Below are 16920 nucleotides of genomic sequence, written 5' to 3'. Positions count from 1 at the left end.
CCTGTGCACACTGTCAAAGATCTTGTCACCGCGGAGCTTTCCGCTACAGGACATTTCGTCCCGGTGAGCCGCCTACTATACATCGTCTTTTCGGTCCGTCAACACCTTCGTCGAAGTCTCTTCAGCGCGGGTGGTGGGGCACCGTGCCGATGCGGCAGCGGGGCGCGAATAGTAGGCAGCCCCCCTGATATTGGCAAGCGATTTCTTCGAAGAATTTTTACTCTTTCGCGCAAGCCGTTGATCTTGCGCGAAACAAAGCTTCAAAGCAGTGCGTAGCGATCAACCGGAGGTCAATCGCACACGGGCAAAGTTGCGTTTGCCCACCTGCAACACGCCTTCGAATCCTGCCGCGAATACGCGCTGCGCGTCCTCTACCACTTCCGCATCGATGCGTACGGCACGTTCCTTGAGCTTGCGGCTCGCTTCGGAGTTGCTGGCAGTGAGCCCCGCCACAGTAAGCAGCGCCGGCAGGCGTAGGCCTTCGACGGGCACCGCAATTTCGCTGAGCGGCAGCAACGAGGTGTCGCCCTCCCCTCGCACCACCGCATGCCAGCCCGCAATGGCCTGTTCGGCGGAAGCCGCGTCGTGGAAGCGTGTGGCCAGCTCACGTGCCAGGCGCAGCTTGGCGTCGCGCGGATTGAGCGCGCCGTTTGCCACGTCGCCCTTCATTTCCGCCAGCTCATCAAGCGAGACGTCGAAGCTGAGCAATTCGAACCAGCGCCACATCAGCGCGTCGTCGATCTTCATGGTCTTGGTGACGATGTCGATCGCCGGCTCGTCGATGCCGATGTAGTTGCCCAGCGACTTGGACATCTTGTTCACGCCGTCCAGGCCTTCGAGCAGCGGCATGGTGAGCACGATCTGCGGCTTCTGTCCGAAGTGCTCCTGCAGGCCTCGACCCATCAACAGGTTGAACTTCTGGTCGGTGCCACCGAGCTCGACGTCGGCCTCGAGCGCCACCGAGTCATAGCCTTGAGTTAGGGGATACATGAACTCGTGGATCGCGATCGGCTGTTGCGCGGCGTAGCGCTTGGCGAAGTCGTCGCGCTCCAGCATGCGCGCCACGGTGTGCTGCGCGGCAAGCTTGATCATGTCGGCCGCACTCATCTTGCTGAACCACTCGGAATTGAAGCGCACCTCGGTGCGCTCGCGGTCGAGCACCTTGTAGACCTGCGCGGCGTAGGTCTCGGCGTTCTTCAGCACATCCTCGCGGGTGAGCGGTTTGCGCGTGACGTTCTTGCCGGTCGGATCGCCGATCATGCCGGTGAAGTCGCCGATCAGGAAAATCACCTGGTGTCCCAGATCCTGGAACTGGCGCATCTTGTTGAGCAGCACGGTGTGACCCAGGTGCAGGTCCGGCGCGGTGGGATCGAAGCCGGCCTTGATGCGCAGTGGGCGCCCACTTTTCAGCCGCTCCAGCAGGTCCTCGCGCTTGATGATTTCGTCGGCACCACGCGCGATCGTGGCCAGCGCCTGCTCAGGTTGGTTCATGCATTCCTCGGAATAGGTGGTTGTCATGACAACCATCCTGGCGATGGCAATCACGTTTCAGCGTTAATTGTGCGTTAACCGAAAACCTGACGCAAATCCTTGATGGAAAAGGGATTGACGCACTCGTCACACGACGTCTATGGTACGTGGAATTGTTACTTTGTACGGCGAGGTTCGCGCAGCATGAGTGGGAAAATCCGGGGGGGGCTCCGAGCGCGCAAGCAGGCCATTTGCCGCAAGGCACAACGTCGTCACATCAGCTTCTACGAGCGCTGCGCGCACTGGTCGTTCGATCGGTCGGAATCCATCACGCCGATCCACTGGCACCGCGAGCGCTGGGTGCTCGCCGGCACTGCATTGATAGCGACCCTGCTCTCCGGCCTCATCATGCCTGCGTGGGCCACAGCAATGAAGCCCGCTCCCACGGTCGAGGCGCACACTCTGCTGCCGTTGGCATTGCCGAAGCCGGATCCGATCCCGCAAGCCGCCGCCGCGGTGGACGACTGGCAAGTGGTACGCGTGCAACCCGGCCAGACGCTGTCCGACATTTTCGGCGGCCGCGGCCTGAGCCTCACCGACCTGCAAAAGGTGATGGACGCCTCCGGCGATGCGAAATCCGCGCTGCACCACATCCGCCCGGGCGACGAATTCGACTTCCTGCTCGGCACTGGTGGCAGCCTGCGCGGTGTCCGCTTCGACAAGGACCAGGCCAACCGTGCCATCGTGCGCCTCGATGGACCGCAACCCACGCTGACACTGCAGCCGCGCGACATGGATGTGCGCGAGGAAGTGGCGCATGGGGTGATCCGCAGCAGCCTGTACGCCGCCGGCGACCAGGCTGGCTTGAGCGCGGCGATGGTGGGTAAGCTTGCCGACCTGTTCAAGTACGACATCGACTTCGTGCAGGATTTGCGCGAAGGCGACAGCTTCACCGTGATCTATGACGACATCTACCGCGATGGTGCCCGCTATGGCGAGGGCGACATCGTTGCCGCGGAGTTCGTGAACCAGGGCAAGCGCTATACCGCCTACCGCTTCAAGAAGGACGACGGCAGCTACGGCTGGTTCAGCGAGGACGGCCGCCCGCTGCAGAAGTCGTTCCTGCGCATTCCCGTGGACTTCACCCGCATCTCCTCCACCTTCAGCGCCGCACGCATGCACCCGATCCTCGGCCTGATGCGCGCGCACAAGGGCGTGGACTACGCAGCACCGACCGGCACGCCGATCCATGCCGCCGGCGACGGCGTGATCAAGTACCGCAGTTGGATGAACGGCTACGGCAACTTCGTGATCATCCAGCACGACAAGGACATCAGCACCGCCTACGGTCACATGTCGCGCTTCGGCAACGAGCGCGTGGGTCAGCACGTGAAGCAGGGCGACATCATCGGCTACGTCGGCATGACCGGACTTGCCACCGGCCCGCACCTGCACTACGAATTCCGCGTGGACGGTGTACAGCGCAATCCGCAGACGGTGACCCTGCCCAAGCCCGAGCCGCTACCCGCGACACAGCTTGCGAAGTTCAAGGCCACCGTGGTGAAACCCGAGATGGCACGACTCGACCAGATCGACCAGCACGTCAAGCTCGCCCGCAGCGACACGCCCGTCAGCAAGACCGACAACTGAGCGCCGCACCAGCGTGAGTGATGTTCCGTCGCTGTATCTAGGCCTGATCTCCGGCACCAGCGCCGACGGCATAGACGCCGCACTGGTGTCGTTCGACGACGGCCAGCCGCGCTTGCACGCCACGCACACGCACCCGTGGCCAACCGCGTTGCGCGAGCAGATCCTCGCCGTGGCGCAAGGCGAAACCGCGATCGACCTGGATGCTTTCGGGCGATTGGACGTAGCACTGGGCCACGGCTTCGCCGAGGCCGCACTCGCGTTGCTCAAGGAAAGCGGCACGCCTGTCACCACCGTGCGTGCAATCGGCTCGCACGGCCAGACCATGCGCCATCGACCCGTCGGCGAGTATGCCTTCACGCTGCAACTGGGCGACCCCGCCACCATCGCCGAACGCTGCGGCATCGATGTGGTGGCGGATTTTCGCCGCGCCGACGTGGCCGCCGGCGGCCAGGGCGCGCCTCTGCTGCCGGCCGTGCACGCGATGCTGCTGGCACATCCCGGCCACGCCCGCGTGGTGCTCAACCTCGGCGGCATCGCCAACATCACCGTGCTTGGCGCTGACGGCAGCGTCATCGGCTTCGACACCGGCCCGGCGAATGGCCTGATGGACGCCTGGTGCCTGCGCCATCGCGGCGAAGCGTTCGACCACGGCGGCGCGTTCGCCGCCAGCGGCAAGATCGACAACGCATTGCTCGATGCCTTGTTGGCCGATCCCTATTTCGCGCTCGCACCACCCAAGAGCACCGGCCGGGAGCACTTCCATCTCGACTGGCTGGCCTCGCATCCACGCTTGGCCACGCTGTCGCCAGCGGACGTGCAGGCTACGCTGCTCGAACTCTCCGCACGCAGCGTGGCCGAGGCCGTCGCACGGCACGCTCCGGATGCGGAAGACGTGCTGGCCTGCGGCGGCGGCGTGCACAACGTCGCACTGATGCAGCGGCTCGCCGAACTGCTCTCGCCACGGACGCTGGCCAGCACCGCCGCGTATGGCGTGGATCCGGATTTCCTCGAAGCGACCGCGTTCGCATGGCTGGCCCGGCAACGCCTGCTCGGGCTGCCGGGCAACCTGCCAGCTGTCACCGGTGCGCGCGGGCCACGTGTGCTCGGCGCGATCCATCCTGCTCCGCGTTGAAACGATTTGCTCGGGCACGCCGGCGCTCAGCCTGAAGTCGCGCGTCACCGGCAAAGGTGGGTGAACTCCGGAAACTCCTGGCGGCGCCATGCAGTCGCCGCACCGTATCGGTCACGGGCACGCAATGGAAGCCCCCGCCATGCGCACCAGTTGCTCGAATTCCTCGACCGACCGAACCATGGAACTTGCGGGCGCACTCGCGATCCCTCGAGAGCGTCGCGCAGACCAGATGGAAGGCATCGCTGGCCCCGTTGAGACGCTCATCAAAGCCCTAGAAGCACGCCGCTGGATCGCCATGCAGAACGTCCGCATGTTTGCACTACACGCGACAACAGCCGAATGTCCTCCGATCGCAAGGAGACCCTTCCACGTTTCCACCGTGGCGCCAGTACTAGCAGGACGCGTGGAGCGGGCAAGCCAACGGAAAGGCCGGGCACAGCAGCATCGCCCTTGATGCTTAGTCGCCGTGACCAGTCCCACCGGATCGCCGCAGCGAGTCGCCCCGCGCGATCGACAACGCGTGCACGGTTTCGCTGAACACAGCTTGCTCGGCTGCGTTCCATTGGCCAATCAGCATGGCAAGTTCGTCGGCATCGACCGAGGTTTCTGCATGCTGGCCATTTTCTGCGACACCGAGGCCACGTCGCAGTGCGTGCAGCAGCACCTCGTTGAGGCTCCACTCGCGTGCCTTGGCAAAGGCACGGATGCGCTCTGCCAGCAGATGATCGACTTGGCGTATCACGAGATCAGGCATGGCACCGCCGCTTCGTTGTCCGGCCCCTATGCCTAAAATCGTCGCCCGCGGCGCTGCAGCCGGCAATGATCAACTTGGCAATCCGTGGTGCAGTTCGCAAAGCGCCTTCAGCTTCCGTTGGCGGAAGGTGCGGCGAGGGGATCGAAGCGTCGCCATAGCGCGACAAACAACAGCATTGCCGGCAATACCGAGAACACAGTGATGATGAAATAGCCTCCGTAGCCTGAAACGGCCACGATGCTTCCTGCAAAGAAGCCGAGCACCTTGCCTGACAAGTTCACCAGCGAACTCAGCAACGCGTATTGCGTGGCTGTGTGCTGGCGGTTCACCAGCAGGGAGAGAAAAGCGACTGTCGGCGGCCCGAGCATACCCTCGAAGAAATTCTGCCCGGAGATCGCCAACGTCAGCATTGTCAGATGGCCGGGATGGGCGATCAGCAAGAGGTACAGCAGGTTGCTGATCGCGCCGAGCACGATGCAGCCGCCCAGCGATCGCCATGCCCCCCAGCGGGCCACCGCCGCGCCGCCGACGAAGGCGCCAGTGATGCCGATCCAGATGCCGTAGATTTTTGTGACTGCGCCGATCTGGGTATTGGAAAAACCCATGTCGCGGTAAAAGGGTCCCATCACGCCGCCGATGATCGCCTGCTCGGGGATCTTGAACAGCAGGATGAACAGCAAGGTCAGCAATGCAAGCCATAGACCATAGCGCCGGAAGAAATCGGCGAATGGCTCGGCCACGCTCTCGCGCATCGCCTGTCGCCATGAAGCCGGTGCGAGACGCAATATCTCCGGCTCCCGCATGCCCAGCGTGACCAGCACGGGCACCGTCATCGCGACGGCCATCAACACGTAGATCTGCGCCCAATGGATGTGGTCGGCGAGGATCAGCGCCAACGCACCGGAAACGATCATGCCGAGACGGTAGCCCAACACATAGGTGGCCACCAATGCGCCCTGCGCCGCAGGCGGGGCGATCTCGATGCGATACGCATCAATGGCAATGTCCTGCGTGGCGCCCATGAAGGCAACGAACAACGTGGCGGCCACGAACAAGGGCAACTGGCTCGGCGTCAGCGCAGCCATTGCCAGCAAGCCCGCCGCAACACCGATTTGCGCAAGCAGCAACCAGCCACGGCGCTGCCCAAGCCGCATGAACAACGGCAGTTTCCAGTGATCCAGCAGCGGCGCCCATGCAAATTTGAACACATAGGTCATGCCCGCGCTGGCGATCATCGTGATGTCCTTCAGCACGATGCCGTCCTGCTTCAGCCAGAACGACAGCGTGTAGGACACCAGCAAAAACGGCAGCCCGGAGGAAAACCCGAGCAGGCACAGCGTCCACGCGGCGGGCTGCGAAAACGCTTGCCAGATCGACAGCCCGCGCCGTGTTGACGCGCCTTCAGTCGACATAGTCGACGGTGTACGGCGCGTGGTCGGAGAAGCGTTCGTCGCGATAGATCGCGCAGCGCTTCAGACGCTGGCCCAATGCCGGCGTCACCAACTGGTAGTCGATGCGCCAACCCACATCGTTCGCGCGCGCATTGCCGCGATTCGACCACCACGTGTAGTCCTCGCCTTCCGGATGCAGAGTGCGGTAGCTGTCCACCCAGCCGCTTTCGACGAGGCCGTCCATCCACGCACGCTCCTCCGGCAGGCAGCCGGAGTTCTTCTGGTTGGACTTCCAGTTCTTGATGTCCTTCGCGCTGCGCACGATGTTCCAGTCGCCGCACAGCACGTAGTCGCGGCCATTCGCCAGCCACTCGTCGAGGACGGGCGAGAGCCATTCCATCGCCTTGAACTTGAATTGCTGGCGCTCCTCGCCGGAGGAACCCGAGGGTACGTACAACGACACCACACTGAGCTTGCCGAAGCGCGCCTCGACGTAGCGGCCTTCGTTGTCGAATTCGTCCCAGCCCAGAACGGTGCGCACTTCGTCCGGTTCGCGCTTGGCGTAGATCGCCACACCGGAATAGCCCTTCTTGCTGGTGGCGTCGCGGTAGAAGCAATGATGGCCGTCGGGCCGGAACATCGGATCGGCAAGCTGCTCTTCCTGCGCCTTGGTTTCCTGCAGGCACACCACGTCGGCGCGCTGCTGGCGCAGCCACTCGAACACGCCTTTGGTTGCGGCGGAACGGATGCCGTTGGCGTTCAGGCTGATGATGCGCATGTGCGACTCCCAAAGCGATGCAGGCATGATAGCAACCATGCCTGCATCGCCCACCCTCCATGTCCGACCCGTCGCCGCTGAATTGCGCGAGGCTGTGTTGCGCCTGCACGTGCGGCCGGACCAGGACGGTTTCGTAAGTCCACCCGCACGCACCCTCGCCGATGCCGAACGATGCCCCGGCAGCCAGCCAATGGCGATACTGCTGGACGACATGGTGGTCGGCTACTACCGCATCGAGCGCAGCGCGCGCAGCCTCGCCGGATACGATGCGGAAGCAGAAGCGCTGGGCCTGCGCTCGTTCCAGCTGGATGCCGCTTGGCAGGGCCGCGGCCTCGGCGCGCGCGCGCTGGACGCGCTGCTGACCGACCTTGCGCAGCGCCATCCGCAGGCGCGCCGTATCGTGCTCACGGTGAACTGCAACAATACCGCGGCACTGGCGCTGTACCGGCGCGCGGGCTTCGCGGACAGCGGCACGCTGTACCATGGCGGCCGCTCCGGACCGCAGCACCTGCTGTGGCGCCATCTGCCCTGACGAGAGTTTCCATGCACGACTATCAGCGCGACTTCATCGAACTCACCTTGCAGCGCGAAGTGCTTCGCTTTGGCGAGTTCACGCTGAAGTCCGGACGGCAGAGCCCGTACTTCTTCAACATGGGGCGCATCGATTCCGGCGCCGCGCTGGGCCAGCTCGGCCGCGCCTATGCCGCCGCGGTGGTGAACGCGGGCATCGAGGTGGACATGCTGTTCGGCCCCGCCTACAAGGGCATCGCGCTGGCTGCCGCCACCGCCATCGCGCTGGCCGACCACCACGGCCGCGACCTGCCTTGGGCGTACAACCGCAAGGAGGCCAAGGACCATGGCGAAGGCGGCATGCTGGTGGGCGCACCGCTGAAGGGTCGCGTGTTGATCGTGGACGACGTGATGACCGCCGGCACCGCGGTGCGCGAATCGCTGACGCTGATCCGCGCGCACGGCGCCGAACCGGCGGGCGTGCTGATTGCGCTGGATCGGCAGGAGCGCGGCCAAGGCGAACTCTCCGCCGCACAGGAAGTCGCGCGCGACCACGGCATCCCGGTGATCGCAATCACCAGCCTCACCGACGTGCTGGCCTACGCAGGCGAGCACCCAAGTCTGGCCGTCGAGCACGCCCGGCTCGTCGCTTATCGTGAACGTTACGGCGCCCACAGCTGAGGACGGTATCGGCATCTATACTGCCGCCCAAGGGGAGGTTCACATGCGCAAACCACGTTCCATCCTGTTCGCCGCCGCGCTGCTCGCCAGCACCACGATCCATGCCCAGCAGAATCCGGGCGACAACGGCCTGCGCTACAAATGGATAGACGGCCAAGGCCAAGCGCATTTCAGCGACAGCCTTACCCAGGATGCGCTCAAATTCGGCTACTCCGTGGTCAACGACCAAGGCATCGTGGTGCAGCGTGTGCAACGCCAGCTCAGTCCGGAGGAACGCGCCGCCGCCCAGAAGCTGGCTACGCAGCAGGCGGCGGCCAAGCGTGCCGCAGACGACCAGGCCCGTGCCGACGAACAGATGATGGACGCCTATCCCGACGAGGCCTCGTATCTGGCTTCGCTGCAGCAAGGGCTGGCGAACATGGATCAGCAGATCCACACCAGCAAGCTCAACCTGCGCAGCCAGGAGCAGGCACTGACCGAGTTGCTGGGTCGTGCCGCCGAGGCCGAGCACAACAAACAGCCGGTACCGAAGTTCCTGCAGGACGGCATCGCCAGGCAGCGCGCCGTGGTGAGCGACCTGCAGGCACTGCTGCAACGCCAGCAGGCGCAACGCGACGAGGCCGAACAGCAGCAAACACAGCAACTCGCGCATTACCGCGCCTTGCGTGACCAACAGCAACAAGGGCACTGAGATGCGCAGAGCGGCCGCAGCCGCTCTTGCCAGGCCGTTGCCGCCCGGTCAGAACGGCATCTTCAGCCGGTAATCCACCGCGATCAACCGCTTGCGGAACGCCAGCTGGATGCGCTTGAGCGCCTCCGGCGTATCGGCGTCGAAGCGCAGAACCAACACTGGCGTGGTATTCGACGCACGCACGAGGCCCCAGCCATCCGGCCAATCGGCGCGCACGCCGTCGATGGTGATGATCGTGGCGTCTTCGAAATTCGCCTCCGCCTTGAACTTCTCCATGAAGCGGTAGTGCTCGCCCTCGGCCATCTCGATCTTCAACTCGGGCGTGGAGACACCGTGTGGCAGGGTGGCGAAAATCTCTTCCGGCGTGCGCTCCTCCAGGTCGCCGGCGAGGATCTCCATCAGTCGCGCACCGGCATAGATGCCATCGTCGAAGCCGAACCAGCGCTCCTTGAAGAAGAAGTGGCCGCTCATCTCACCGGCCAGCTCAGCGCCGGTTTCGCGCATCTTGCCCTTGATCAGCGAATGTCCGGTGCGCCACATCAACGGGCTGCCGCCGGCCTCGAGGATCTGGCCTTTGAGGTGTCCGGTGCACTTCACGTCGTAGATGATGGTGGCGCCCGGCTGGCGCGACAGCACGTCGCGCGCGAACAGCATCAGCAGGCGATCCGGGAAGATGATCTCGCCTTCCTTGGTCACCACACCGAGGCGATCGCCGTCGCCATCGAAGGCCACGCCGAGATCTGCGCCGGTCTGCTTCACGGCAAGAATGAGATCCTCAAGATTATGCGGATCGGAAGGGTCGGGATGGTGGTTGGGGAAAGTACCATCCACGTCGCAGTACAGCGGCACCACCTCGCAACCGATGCCGGCCAGCACCTGCGGCGCCACCGCCCCGGGGATGCCGTTGCCGCAATCCACCACCACCTTGAGCCGGCGCTCGGCCTGCACGTCTCCAACGATGCGCTCCAGATAGTCCGGCAGGACATCGAGCTGGCGCAGATGGCCGCCGCCCCCGTGTTCCAGCGCATTGCCGGCAATGCGGCGATACAGATCCTGGATCGCGCCCTCGGACAGGGTCTGGCCGCCGACGACGATCTTGAAGCCGTTGTAATCGGGCGGATTGTGGCTGCCGGTGACCGCCACGCCGCAGCCGGTGTTGTAGTGATAGGTGGCGAAATACACCACGGGCGTTGGCACCGCCCCGAGGTCGATCACGTCCACGCCAGCCTCGCGCAGACCGTCGGCCAGCGCACCAGCCAGTTCCGGGCCGGACAGACGACCATCGCGACCCACCACGATCTCGGCGAGTCCCTGCTCGCGCATCAGCGTGCCGATGGACTGGCCCAGCAGGCGCGCCACGTCCGCGTTCAGGGATTTGCCCACCACCCCACGGATGTCGTAGGCGCGGAAGATCGTCGGATCGACGTCCACGCTGGCAGCCGGCTTGGGCTCAGTTACCGGTGAGGGTGTGGCCGCAGCAAGTTTGGGGATCACCGGTACCGGCGGCGCAGCCTTGCGTGCTGCTTCCTCGGCCTGCCTGAATTCCTCGATGTCGATGTCCTGCGCCGGAATCGGCAATCCGCGTCGGCTCTGGCGCAACCACAACAGGTAGAAACCGCCAGCCAGACCGGCCAGCGCCAGCAAGGCTGCCAGCGGCCACGAACGCGGCAGCACGATGAAGGCCACGGGCGTGGCCGCAGCCACGCTGAACGTGCTGCCGGGCACGACCTTGGCGACAGTTTCCGTTTCGGCGCTCGCGCTGCCACGCGAATAGATGCGCATGTCGGTATTGGCGTCGCCCTGGCGCAGATCGAGTCGGCCGCCCGCTGGCGATATGGCGTCGAAAGCCTGTTGCACCGGCGCGAACGGCAGCTCCACCCACAGCCAAACCTGCACCGGCGTGCCCAGCGGCAGCACAATGCTCAGGCGACGATTGCCTAGGCCCTGCACCACGCTCTGGGCCGGCGGCGGCCCATCGGCAGTTTGCGCAGCCATCAGCTGCTCCGCCTTGGCATAGCCGAACTCGCGAAAATTCGCGTGCACCACCTCGTCGAGGTTGCTGCTGTAGGCATCCACTTGCCGGGCTTGCGGCAGCTTGGCCTGCAATGCCGCGACCAACGCGGCATGGTCGCCTTGCAGCAGGGCAGGATCCAACGACATCGCCGCCTTCTGCACCGTGTCGCGCTGCGCAGCGACCACCTGTGCCAGCTTTTGCACCGCTTCGTCGCGTGCCTGCCTTACCTGCGCGGCTGCCTGGCCTTCGTCGGCAATCAGCCAGAATTGCCATGCGCAGAAGGCGCCAAGCAACAGCAGCAGCGTGCCCAAGGCCAGCGGCAACAGGCGTTGCAGATCCAATTGTGCGCGCCAGCGCGATCCGGTTGCGTCACTCATCGCCATCCCCACGACTACCCATTCCTCGGTTCGTTTCCACGACGAGCCGGGTCACTTGATGCCCGTCGAACCGAAACCACCGACACCACGCGCACTGGGCGCGAAGTCGGTCACGATGTTCAGCCGCGCCTGCGCCACTGGTACCAGCAGCAACTGCGCGATGCGGTCGCCGACGCCGATGGTGACCGGCTCGCGACCACGATTCCAGCAGGAAATCATCAGCGGGCCCTGGTAGTCGGCATCGATCACGCCCACCAGATTGCCCATCACCAGACCATGCTTGTGGCCAAGGCCCGAGCGCGGAACGATCAAGGCGCACCAGCCCGGATCGCCGACGTGGATGGCGATGCCGCTGGGTACCAGCGCGCTGTCGCCGGGGGCCAACGTGAGCGGTGCCTCCAGCGCGGCGCGCAGATCCATGCCGGCACTGCCGGCCGTGGCCGCTTCGGGCAGCGGGATCGTATTGCCCACGCGCGGATCGAGAATTTTCAGTTCGACATCCAGCATCGCTACGCTCACCCCCGCACCGCGCGGTAACGTTCCGCCACGCAGGCCACCAGCTGCCGCGCCAGCTCGGTCTTGCCGGCGCGGGCCAGCGCCAGCATGCCATCGGCCCAGTACACATCCAGCGCGTTGTCGGCGGTCTCGAAACCCAGTCCGTCGCCGACCCGGTTGGCGGCGATCATGTCCAGGCCCTTGCGCTGCAACTTGTCCTGGGCATAACGCGCCACGTCATGCGTTTCCGCCGCGAAACCGACAAGGAAGGGGTGCGTGGCCTGCATTGACAGGCTGCCGAGGATGTCCGGGTTCTCGGTCAGTTGCAGCACCAGGTCCGCGCCAGCCTGCTTCTTGAGCTTGCGCTCGGCCACTTCGGATGGCCGGTAGTCGCCCACCGCAGCGGCACCGATGTAGATCTGCGCCTGCGTGCATGCCTCGAGTATCGCGGCATGCATCTGCGCCGTGCTGCGCACGTCGATGCGCCGCGCCACACCCAGCGGCGTGGCCAGGCCTACCGGGCCGGCCACCAGGGTCACTCGCGCGCCCGCCTCCGCAGCAGCCTGCGCCACTGCAAAACCCATCTTGCCGGAGCTGCGGTTGCCGATGAAACGGACAGGATCGATATCTTCAAAGGTCGGGCCGGCGCTGACCACTACGTCCAGGCCAGCCAACGCGCCATTGCCAAACGAGGCAGCCAATGCATCGCGCAGTTCGTGCGGTTCCAGCATGCGGCCCGAACCCACGTCACCGCAGGCCTGCTCGCCGGACGCCGGACCGAGCACCTGCACGCCATGTTGATGCAGCAGGGCGATGTTCGCCTGCACCGCCGGATGCGCCCACATCTGCTGGTTCATCGCCGGCGCCACAGCCAGCGGCGCCGCGCTGGCCAGGCACAACGTGGTAAGTAGGTCATCGGCATGGCCGTGCGCCAGCTTGGCGAGGATATCCGCGCTGGCTGGCGCGACCACGATGCGCTCGGCCCAGCGTGCCAGTTCGATATGGCCCATCGCCGCCTCGGCGTTTTCATCCCACAGCGACGTGCGCACCGGCTGGCCGGACAAGGCCTGGAAGGTGGCCGCCCCCACGAAATGCCCTGCGCCCGCCGTCATCACCACACGCACCTCAGCGCCGGCTTCGCGCAGGCGGCGAACCAGTTCGCAGGACTTGTAGGCGGCGATACCTCCGGACACTCCCAGCAGGATGCGGCGTTGGACAAGACTCATGTAGGCACGGCCTGACTTGCGGGCAGACGGTTAGCTTACCGGAATCGTGCGGCACGACTGCTGCCCGCCTCCCAGGTACGCAGGCACGCTGACGACATGAGCATCCGTCATTGGCCCGAAAGCGAGCGACCCCGCGAAAAGCTGCTGGTGCGCGGCAGCGGAACATTGTCCAACGCAGAACTTCTGGCCGTGCTGCTGGGCAGCGGCGTGCACGGCAAGGATGCAATCGCACTTGGCCGCGAGCTGTTGATGAGCGCCGGCAGCCTCGGCGCCCTGCTCGCCCGCCCCGACCATCTGGCACGAACCGTCGGGCTCGGCCCGGCAAAACGCGCGCGCATCGCCGCGGCACTGGAGCTGGCACGGCGCAGCCTGGCCGAGCAACTGCATACACAGCCGGCGCTGGGCAACCCGCGCGACAGCGGCGACTACCTCAGCGCCCGGCTGCGCCACCTGCCCTACGAAGTGTTTGGCTGCCTGTATCTCGACAACCGCCATCGTGTGCTGGCTTTCGAGGAGCTGTTCCGCGGCACGGTGGACGGCGCCAACGTGCATCCACGCGAAGTAGTGCGAGCCTGCCTCAGCCACAACGCCTGCGCGGTGATCTTCGCCCACAACCATCCCAGCGGCGTGGCCGAACCCAGCGCGGCCGACCGTGCGATCACCCGGGAACTGCGTGACGCCCTGCAATTGGTAGGCGTGCGCGTGCTCGACCATCTGGTGATCGGTCACGGCGCGCCTGTATCGATGGCGGCACGTGGGCTGATCTGACCCTGCCGTGGTGCAAAGCCGCGGGACAAAATCGTCGAGAGCGATTTTCGCGGGTTTTCCTGAAGAGTACGGCCACGGATGGCCGCCCGTCTGATCTTCACGTTCCCCGACGAACGCACAAATGCAGCCAAAAAAAGCGGCGCGGGGATGAGCCGCGCCGCGGGTGCCGATTCGGGGAGAGGAGAGAGCGGCATCTCCAGCGTGCCGGCGGGAGGGGAGTTTCCTCCGGCACCCAGCCAGTGTGGCAGCGCCGCATGACAGACCTATGACGAGCCAGCCCGTCGCTCGCGCTCGCGAAATGCCCCATTGACTTATGCACACATGCCTGCAGCCGGCACTTGCACCCAGCAACGCATGCTCGACTTCAAGCACACACAATAATCAATTGTTTTACTTGATTTTTTTACGAAGAATGCGGCTCTGGCGGGCAATCGTTAGCAAACCTGCCGCGTGCAGCCATACTTTCCCCACAGACTTATCCACAGGTCACGCCTTGCATCGCAACATGCCGTGGCCGCCCGAGAGCCGGCCGCCGCGGCCAGCCTCTCTGCTACGATTGCCGGTTCCATCCCGGAATTGCCGCGCCCGTGAAAGCCCAGCTGCACGAACTGATCCTCGGGGCCATCCACGCCCTGCAAACACAGTCAGCCCTGCCCGCCGAGCTGGCGATCCCGGGTTTCGTGATCGAGCGCACGCGCAGCCGCGAGCACGGCGATTTCGCCTGCAATGCCGCGATGCTGCTGGCCAAGGCCGCCCGGGCCAAGCCGCGCGAACTGGCCGAGAAGCTGGTGGCCGCGCTGCCGCCCAATAGGTTGCTGGCCAAGGTGGAAATCGCCGGCCCAGGCTTCATCAATTTCTTCCTCGCCGCCGACGCCAGCCTGTCGCAGGTGCGCCGCATCCTCGAACAGGGCGCCGGCTACGGCCGCAACGCGCTGGGCGCGGGTCGCACAGTGGGCGTGGAGTTCGTCTCGGCCAATCCGACCGGCCCGCTGCACGTAGGCCACGGGCGCAACGCGGCGCTGGGTGACTGCGTGGCCCGGCTGCTGCAGGCCAGCGGCTGGGACGTGAAGCGCGAGTTCTACTACAACGATGCCGGCGTACAGATCGCCAACCTCACCATCTCGACCCAGGCGCGCGCGCGCGGCCTCGCCCCCGGCGACGCCGGCTGGCCGGAGGACGGCTACCGCGGCGACTACATCGCCGACGTGGCCAAGGCCTACCTGGCCGGCGACAGCGTCACCGTGGAAGGCCACACCGTCACCGGCGCGAAGGATGCGGAGAACCTCGACGCGATCCGTGCGTTTGCCGTAGCGTACCTGCGCCGCGAGCAGGACCTCGACCTCAAGGCCTTCGGCGTCGGCTTCAACGTGTACTTCCTCGAATCGTCGCTGTACGCCGACGGCAAGGTGGAGGAAACCGTGCGCGAGCTGGTCGCCCACGGCCACAGCTACGAGGAAGGTGGCGCACTGTGGCTGAAGACCACCGACTTTGGTGACGACAAGGACCGCGTGATGCGCAAGTCCGACGGCACCTACACCTATTTCGTGCCGGACGTGGCCTACCACCTCAGCAAATGGCAGCGCGGCTACGGCAAGGCGATCACCGTGCTGGGCTCCGACCATCATGGCTCGCTGGCGCGCGTGAAGGCCGGCCTGCAGGCGCTGGACGCCGGCATCCCCAAGGGCTACCCCGACTATCTGCTGTACCAGATGGTCACCGTGATGCGTGGCGGCGAGGAGGTGAAGATCTCCAAGCGCGCCGGCAGCTACGTTACCCTGCGCGACCTGATCGACGAAGTGGGCCGCGACGCCACGCGCTACTTCCTGATCTCGCGCAAAGGCGATTCGCAGCTGGTGTTCGACATCGACCTGGCCCGCTCGCAGACCAACGACAACCCGGTCTACTACATCCAGTACGCACACGCCCGCGTGTGCAGCGTGCTGCGCCAGGCCGGCGAGAAAGGGTTCACGTTCGATCAGGACAATGGACTGGCGCACCTCGCGCGACTGGACAACGAGCACGAGCAGGCGCTGCTCACCGAGCTGTCGCGCTACCCCGAAGTGGTGGACGCCGCGGCCTCGAACCTTGAGCCGCACTTGCTCGCCGTCTGGCTGCGCGAGTTGGCGAACGCGTTCCACACCTACTACAACTCGCACCAGTTCCTGGTCGACGACAAGAACCTGCGCGACGCCCGCCTGGCCCTCGTGGTGGCGACCCGGCAGGTACTGCGCAACGGCCTGGATTTGCTGGGTCTTTCCGCCCCGGAGAGCATGTGATGGCAGCACGCAAAGGCAAGGGCAAGCAGGCGGTACGCAACAACGGTGGTGGCTTCCCCACCTGGGCCGCGATCCTCGTCGGCATCCTGATCGGCGCCGTGGCCTTGGCGGTGCTGATGCGCCATTCGCTGTTGCCGATGGCCCCCAAGGAAGGCCCGCAGGCCAATCCGCAAGCCACCGCTGCGGCACCCAGCGACGCTGGCGCGGTGGCCCCGGGCAACGCCGAGACCGCGCCGAAGAAGCCGCAGTTCGACTTCTATTCCGTGCTGTCGGAGAAGGAAGTGCGCATCCCGGATGCCGAACTCAGCGCACAGGCCAAGGCCGAGCAGCAGAGCCAGCGCACCGCGGTGTCCACGCCGACGCCGGCACCTGCGCCCGCAACGCAGCCGACGGCACCCGTCAACGCCACCGTAGCCACCCAGAACGTGGAAGCCGCACCTGCCTCCGCGGTGCCGCAACCGGCAAGCGGCGGCGGCTATCTGTTGCAGATCGGCGCATTTCCCGACGCGGCGAAAGCCGAGGCCACCAAGGCCCAGCTCGCCATGCAGGGCTTCGTGGCCAACGTGCAGAGCGTCACCATCAACGGTCAGACCTTCCACCGCGTGCGACTGGGGCCGTTCCCCAGCGCCAGTGCGCTGGAGGCGACCAAGCAACGCCTCGCCAGCGCCGGCATCAGCTCGATTGCGCTGAAGGAAGGCAAGTAAGCA

General features: G+C 65.3%; 15 protein-coding genes. 8 read left to right on the top strand and 7 right to left on the bottom strand.

The window, feature by feature from the left end; translation table 11 throughout:
- Positions 1–279 precede the first annotated feature (279 nt).
- Complete coding sequence (gene tyrS, locus IHE49_RS17605; RefSeq protein WP_192160388.1) at positions 280–1491, bottom strand: tyrosine--tRNA ligase; 1212 nt, start codon at positions 1489–1491, stop codon at positions 280–282.
- A gap of 183 nt (positions 1492–1674) precedes the next feature.
- On the opposite strand from tyrS, the gene IHE49_RS17600 reads away from it, so the two are divergent.
- Entirely contained in the window at positions 1675–3120 is a 1446-nt protein-coding gene (locus tag IHE49_RS17600) for a M23 family metallopeptidase (protein ID WP_192160380.1), read from the top strand.
- Positions 3121–3133: 13 nt separating this feature from the next.
- A complete protein-coding gene (locus IHE49_RS17595; protein WP_192160378.1) occupies positions 3134–4252 on the top strand; it encodes an anhydro-N-acetylmuramic acid kinase in 1119 nt (372 codons plus the stop codon).
- A gap of 457 nt (positions 4253–4709) precedes the next feature.
- On the opposite strand, the gene IHE49_RS17590 is transcribed toward IHE49_RS17595, so the two are convergent.
- From IHE49_RS17590 to IHE49_RS17580, 3 genes are all read right to left on the bottom strand, one after another.
- On the bottom strand, positions 4710–5006 hold the full coding sequence (locus tag IHE49_RS17590) for a hypothetical protein (RefSeq protein WP_192160376.1): 297 nt from the start codon (positions 5004–5006) through the stop codon (positions 4710–4712).
- A gap of 107 nt (positions 5007–5113) precedes the next feature.
- Positions 5114–6418: an MFS transporter gene (locus tag IHE49_RS17585; RefSeq protein ID WP_225578539.1), complete on the bottom strand. Its 1305-nt coding sequence runs from the start codon at positions 6416–6418 to the stop codon at positions 5114–5116.
- Positions 6408–7175 carry an exodeoxyribonuclease III gene (locus tag IHE49_RS17580; protein ID WP_192160374.1) on the bottom strand — a complete coding sequence of 256 codons (768 nt, stop codon included), beginning with the start codon at positions 7173–7175 and terminating at the stop codon, positions 6408–6410. Before IHE49_RS17580 ends, IHE49_RS17585 begins: the two co-directional genes overlap by 11 nt.
- A gap of 37 nt (positions 7176–7212) precedes the next feature.
- On the opposite strand from IHE49_RS17580, the gene IHE49_RS17575 reads away from it, so the two are divergent.
- The 3 genes from IHE49_RS17575 to IHE49_RS17565 are packed head-to-tail and all read left to right on the top strand — an operon-like array spanning position 7213 to position 9057.
- Positions 7213–7707: a GNAT family N-acetyltransferase gene (locus IHE49_RS17575; protein ID WP_192160372.1), complete on the top strand. Its 495-nt coding sequence runs from the start codon at positions 7213–7215 to the stop codon at positions 7705–7707.
- A gap of 11 nt (positions 7708–7718) precedes the next feature.
- Positions 7719–8366: an orotate phosphoribosyltransferase gene (pyrE, locus tag IHE49_RS17570; RefSeq protein WP_192160370.1), complete on the top strand. Its 648-nt coding sequence runs from the start codon at positions 7719–7721 to the stop codon at positions 8364–8366.
- Positions 8367–8409: 43 nt separating this feature from the next.
- On the top strand, positions 8410–9057 hold the full coding sequence (locus tag IHE49_RS17565) for a DUF4124 domain-containing protein (protein WP_192160368.1): 648 nt from the start codon (positions 8410–8412) through the stop codon (positions 9055–9057).
- A 48-nt stretch (positions 9058–9105) separates the two neighbouring features.
- On the opposite strand, the gene IHE49_RS17560 is transcribed toward IHE49_RS17565, so the two are convergent.
- Genes IHE49_RS17560 through coaBC form a run of 3 tightly spaced genes read right to left on the bottom strand, consistent with a single transcriptional unit; the run spans position 9106 to position 13169 of the window.
- Positions 9106–11454, bottom strand: coding sequence for a phosphomannomutase/phosphoglucomutase (locus tag IHE49_RS17560; protein ID WP_192160366.1), 2349 nt, complete (start codon positions 11452–11454; stop codon positions 9106–9108).
- A gap of 45 nt (positions 11455–11499) precedes the next feature.
- Positions 11500–11955, bottom strand: a complete 456-nt coding sequence (dut, locus tag IHE49_RS17555) for a dUTP diphosphatase (RefSeq protein WP_192160384.1) — start codon at positions 11953–11955, stop codon at positions 11500–11502.
- A gap of 8 nt (positions 11956–11963) precedes the next feature.
- Positions 11964–13169, bottom strand: coding sequence for a bifunctional phosphopantothenoylcysteine decarboxylase/phosphopantothenate--cysteine ligase CoaBC (gene coaBC / locus IHE49_RS17550; protein ID WP_192160364.1), 1206 nt, complete (start codon positions 13167–13169; stop codon positions 11964–11966).
- Between the two features lie 96 nt (positions 13170–13265).
- Between coaBC and radC the strand changes: the two genes are divergently transcribed.
- From radC to IHE49_RS17535, 3 genes are all read left to right on the top strand, one after another.
- A complete protein-coding gene (gene radC, locus IHE49_RS17545; protein WP_192160362.1) occupies positions 13266–13937 on the top strand; it encodes a DNA repair protein RadC in 672 nt (223 codons plus the stop codon).
- A gap of 587 nt (positions 13938–14524) precedes the next feature.
- Positions 14525–16213 carry an arginine--tRNA ligase gene (argS, locus tag IHE49_RS17540; RefSeq protein ID WP_192160360.1) on the top strand — a complete coding sequence of 563 codons (1689 nt, stop codon included), beginning with the start codon at positions 14525–14527 and terminating at the stop codon, positions 16211–16213.
- Positions 16213–16917, top strand: a complete 705-nt coding sequence (locus IHE49_RS17535; protein WP_192160358.1) for an SPOR domain-containing protein — start codon at positions 16213–16215, stop codon at positions 16915–16917. Before argS ends, IHE49_RS17535 begins: the two co-directional genes overlap by 1 nt.
- Positions 16918–16920 lie beyond the last annotated feature (3 nt).

The sequence above is a fragment of the Rhodanobacter sp. 7MK24 genome, from assembly GCF_014842995.1.
GTDB lineage: Bacteria > Pseudomonadota > Gammaproteobacteria > Xanthomonadales > Rhodanobacteraceae > Rhodanobacter_A.
The sequence above is the reverse complement of the archived record's forward strand: the minus strand, read 5'-3'. Positions and strand labels throughout refer to the sequence as shown.

Excerpts from the sequence above, each read along its gene's own strand:
- tyrS (WP_192160388.1), bottom strand. The coding sequence starts at position 1,491 with ATGAACCAACCTGAGCAGGCGCTGGCCACGATCGCGCGTGGTGCCGAC.
- IHE49_RS17600 (WP_192160380.1), top strand. The coding sequence starts at position 1,675 with ATGAGTGGGAAAATCCGGGGGGGGCTCCGAGCGCGCAAGCAGGCCATT.
- IHE49_RS17590 (WP_192160376.1), bottom strand. The coding sequence starts at position 5,006 with ATGCCTGATCTCGTGATACGCCAAGTCGATCATCTGCTGGCAGAGCGC.
- IHE49_RS17585 (WP_225578539.1), bottom strand. The coding sequence starts at position 6,418 with ATGTCGACTGAAGGCGCGTCAACACGGCGCGGGCTGTCGATCTGGCAA.
- IHE49_RS17580 (WP_192160374.1), bottom strand. The coding sequence starts at position 7,175 with ATGCGCATCATCAGCCTGAACGCCAACGGCATCCGTTCCGCCGCAACC.
- IHE49_RS17575 (WP_192160372.1), top strand. The coding sequence starts at position 7,213 with ATGCCTGCATCGCCCACCCTCCATGTCCGACCCGTCGCCGCTGAATTG.
- pyrE (WP_192160370.1), top strand. The coding sequence starts at position 7,719 with ATGCACGACTATCAGCGCGACTTCATCGAACTCACCTTGCAGCGCGAA.
- IHE49_RS17565 (WP_192160368.1), top strand. The coding sequence starts at position 8,410 with ATGCGCAAACCACGTTCCATCCTGTTCGCCGCCGCGCTGCTCGCCAGC.
- IHE49_RS17560 (WP_192160366.1), bottom strand. The coding sequence starts at position 11,454 with ATGGCGATGAGTGACGCAACCGGATCGCGCTGGCGCGCACAATTGGAT.
- dut (WP_192160384.1), bottom strand. The coding sequence starts at position 11,955 with ATGCTGGATGTCGAACTGAAAATTCTCGATCCGCGCGTGGGCAATACG.
- coaBC (WP_192160364.1), bottom strand. The coding sequence starts at position 13,169 with ATGAGTCTTGTCCAACGCCGCATCCTGCTGGGAGTGTCCGGAGGTATC.
- radC (WP_192160362.1), top strand. The coding sequence starts at position 13,266 with ATGAGCATCCGTCATTGGCCCGAAAGCGAGCGACCCCGCGAAAAGCTG.
- IHE49_RS17535 (WP_192160358.1), top strand. The coding sequence starts at position 16,213 with ATGGCAGCACGCAAAGGCAAGGGCAAGCAGGCGGTACGCAACAACGGT.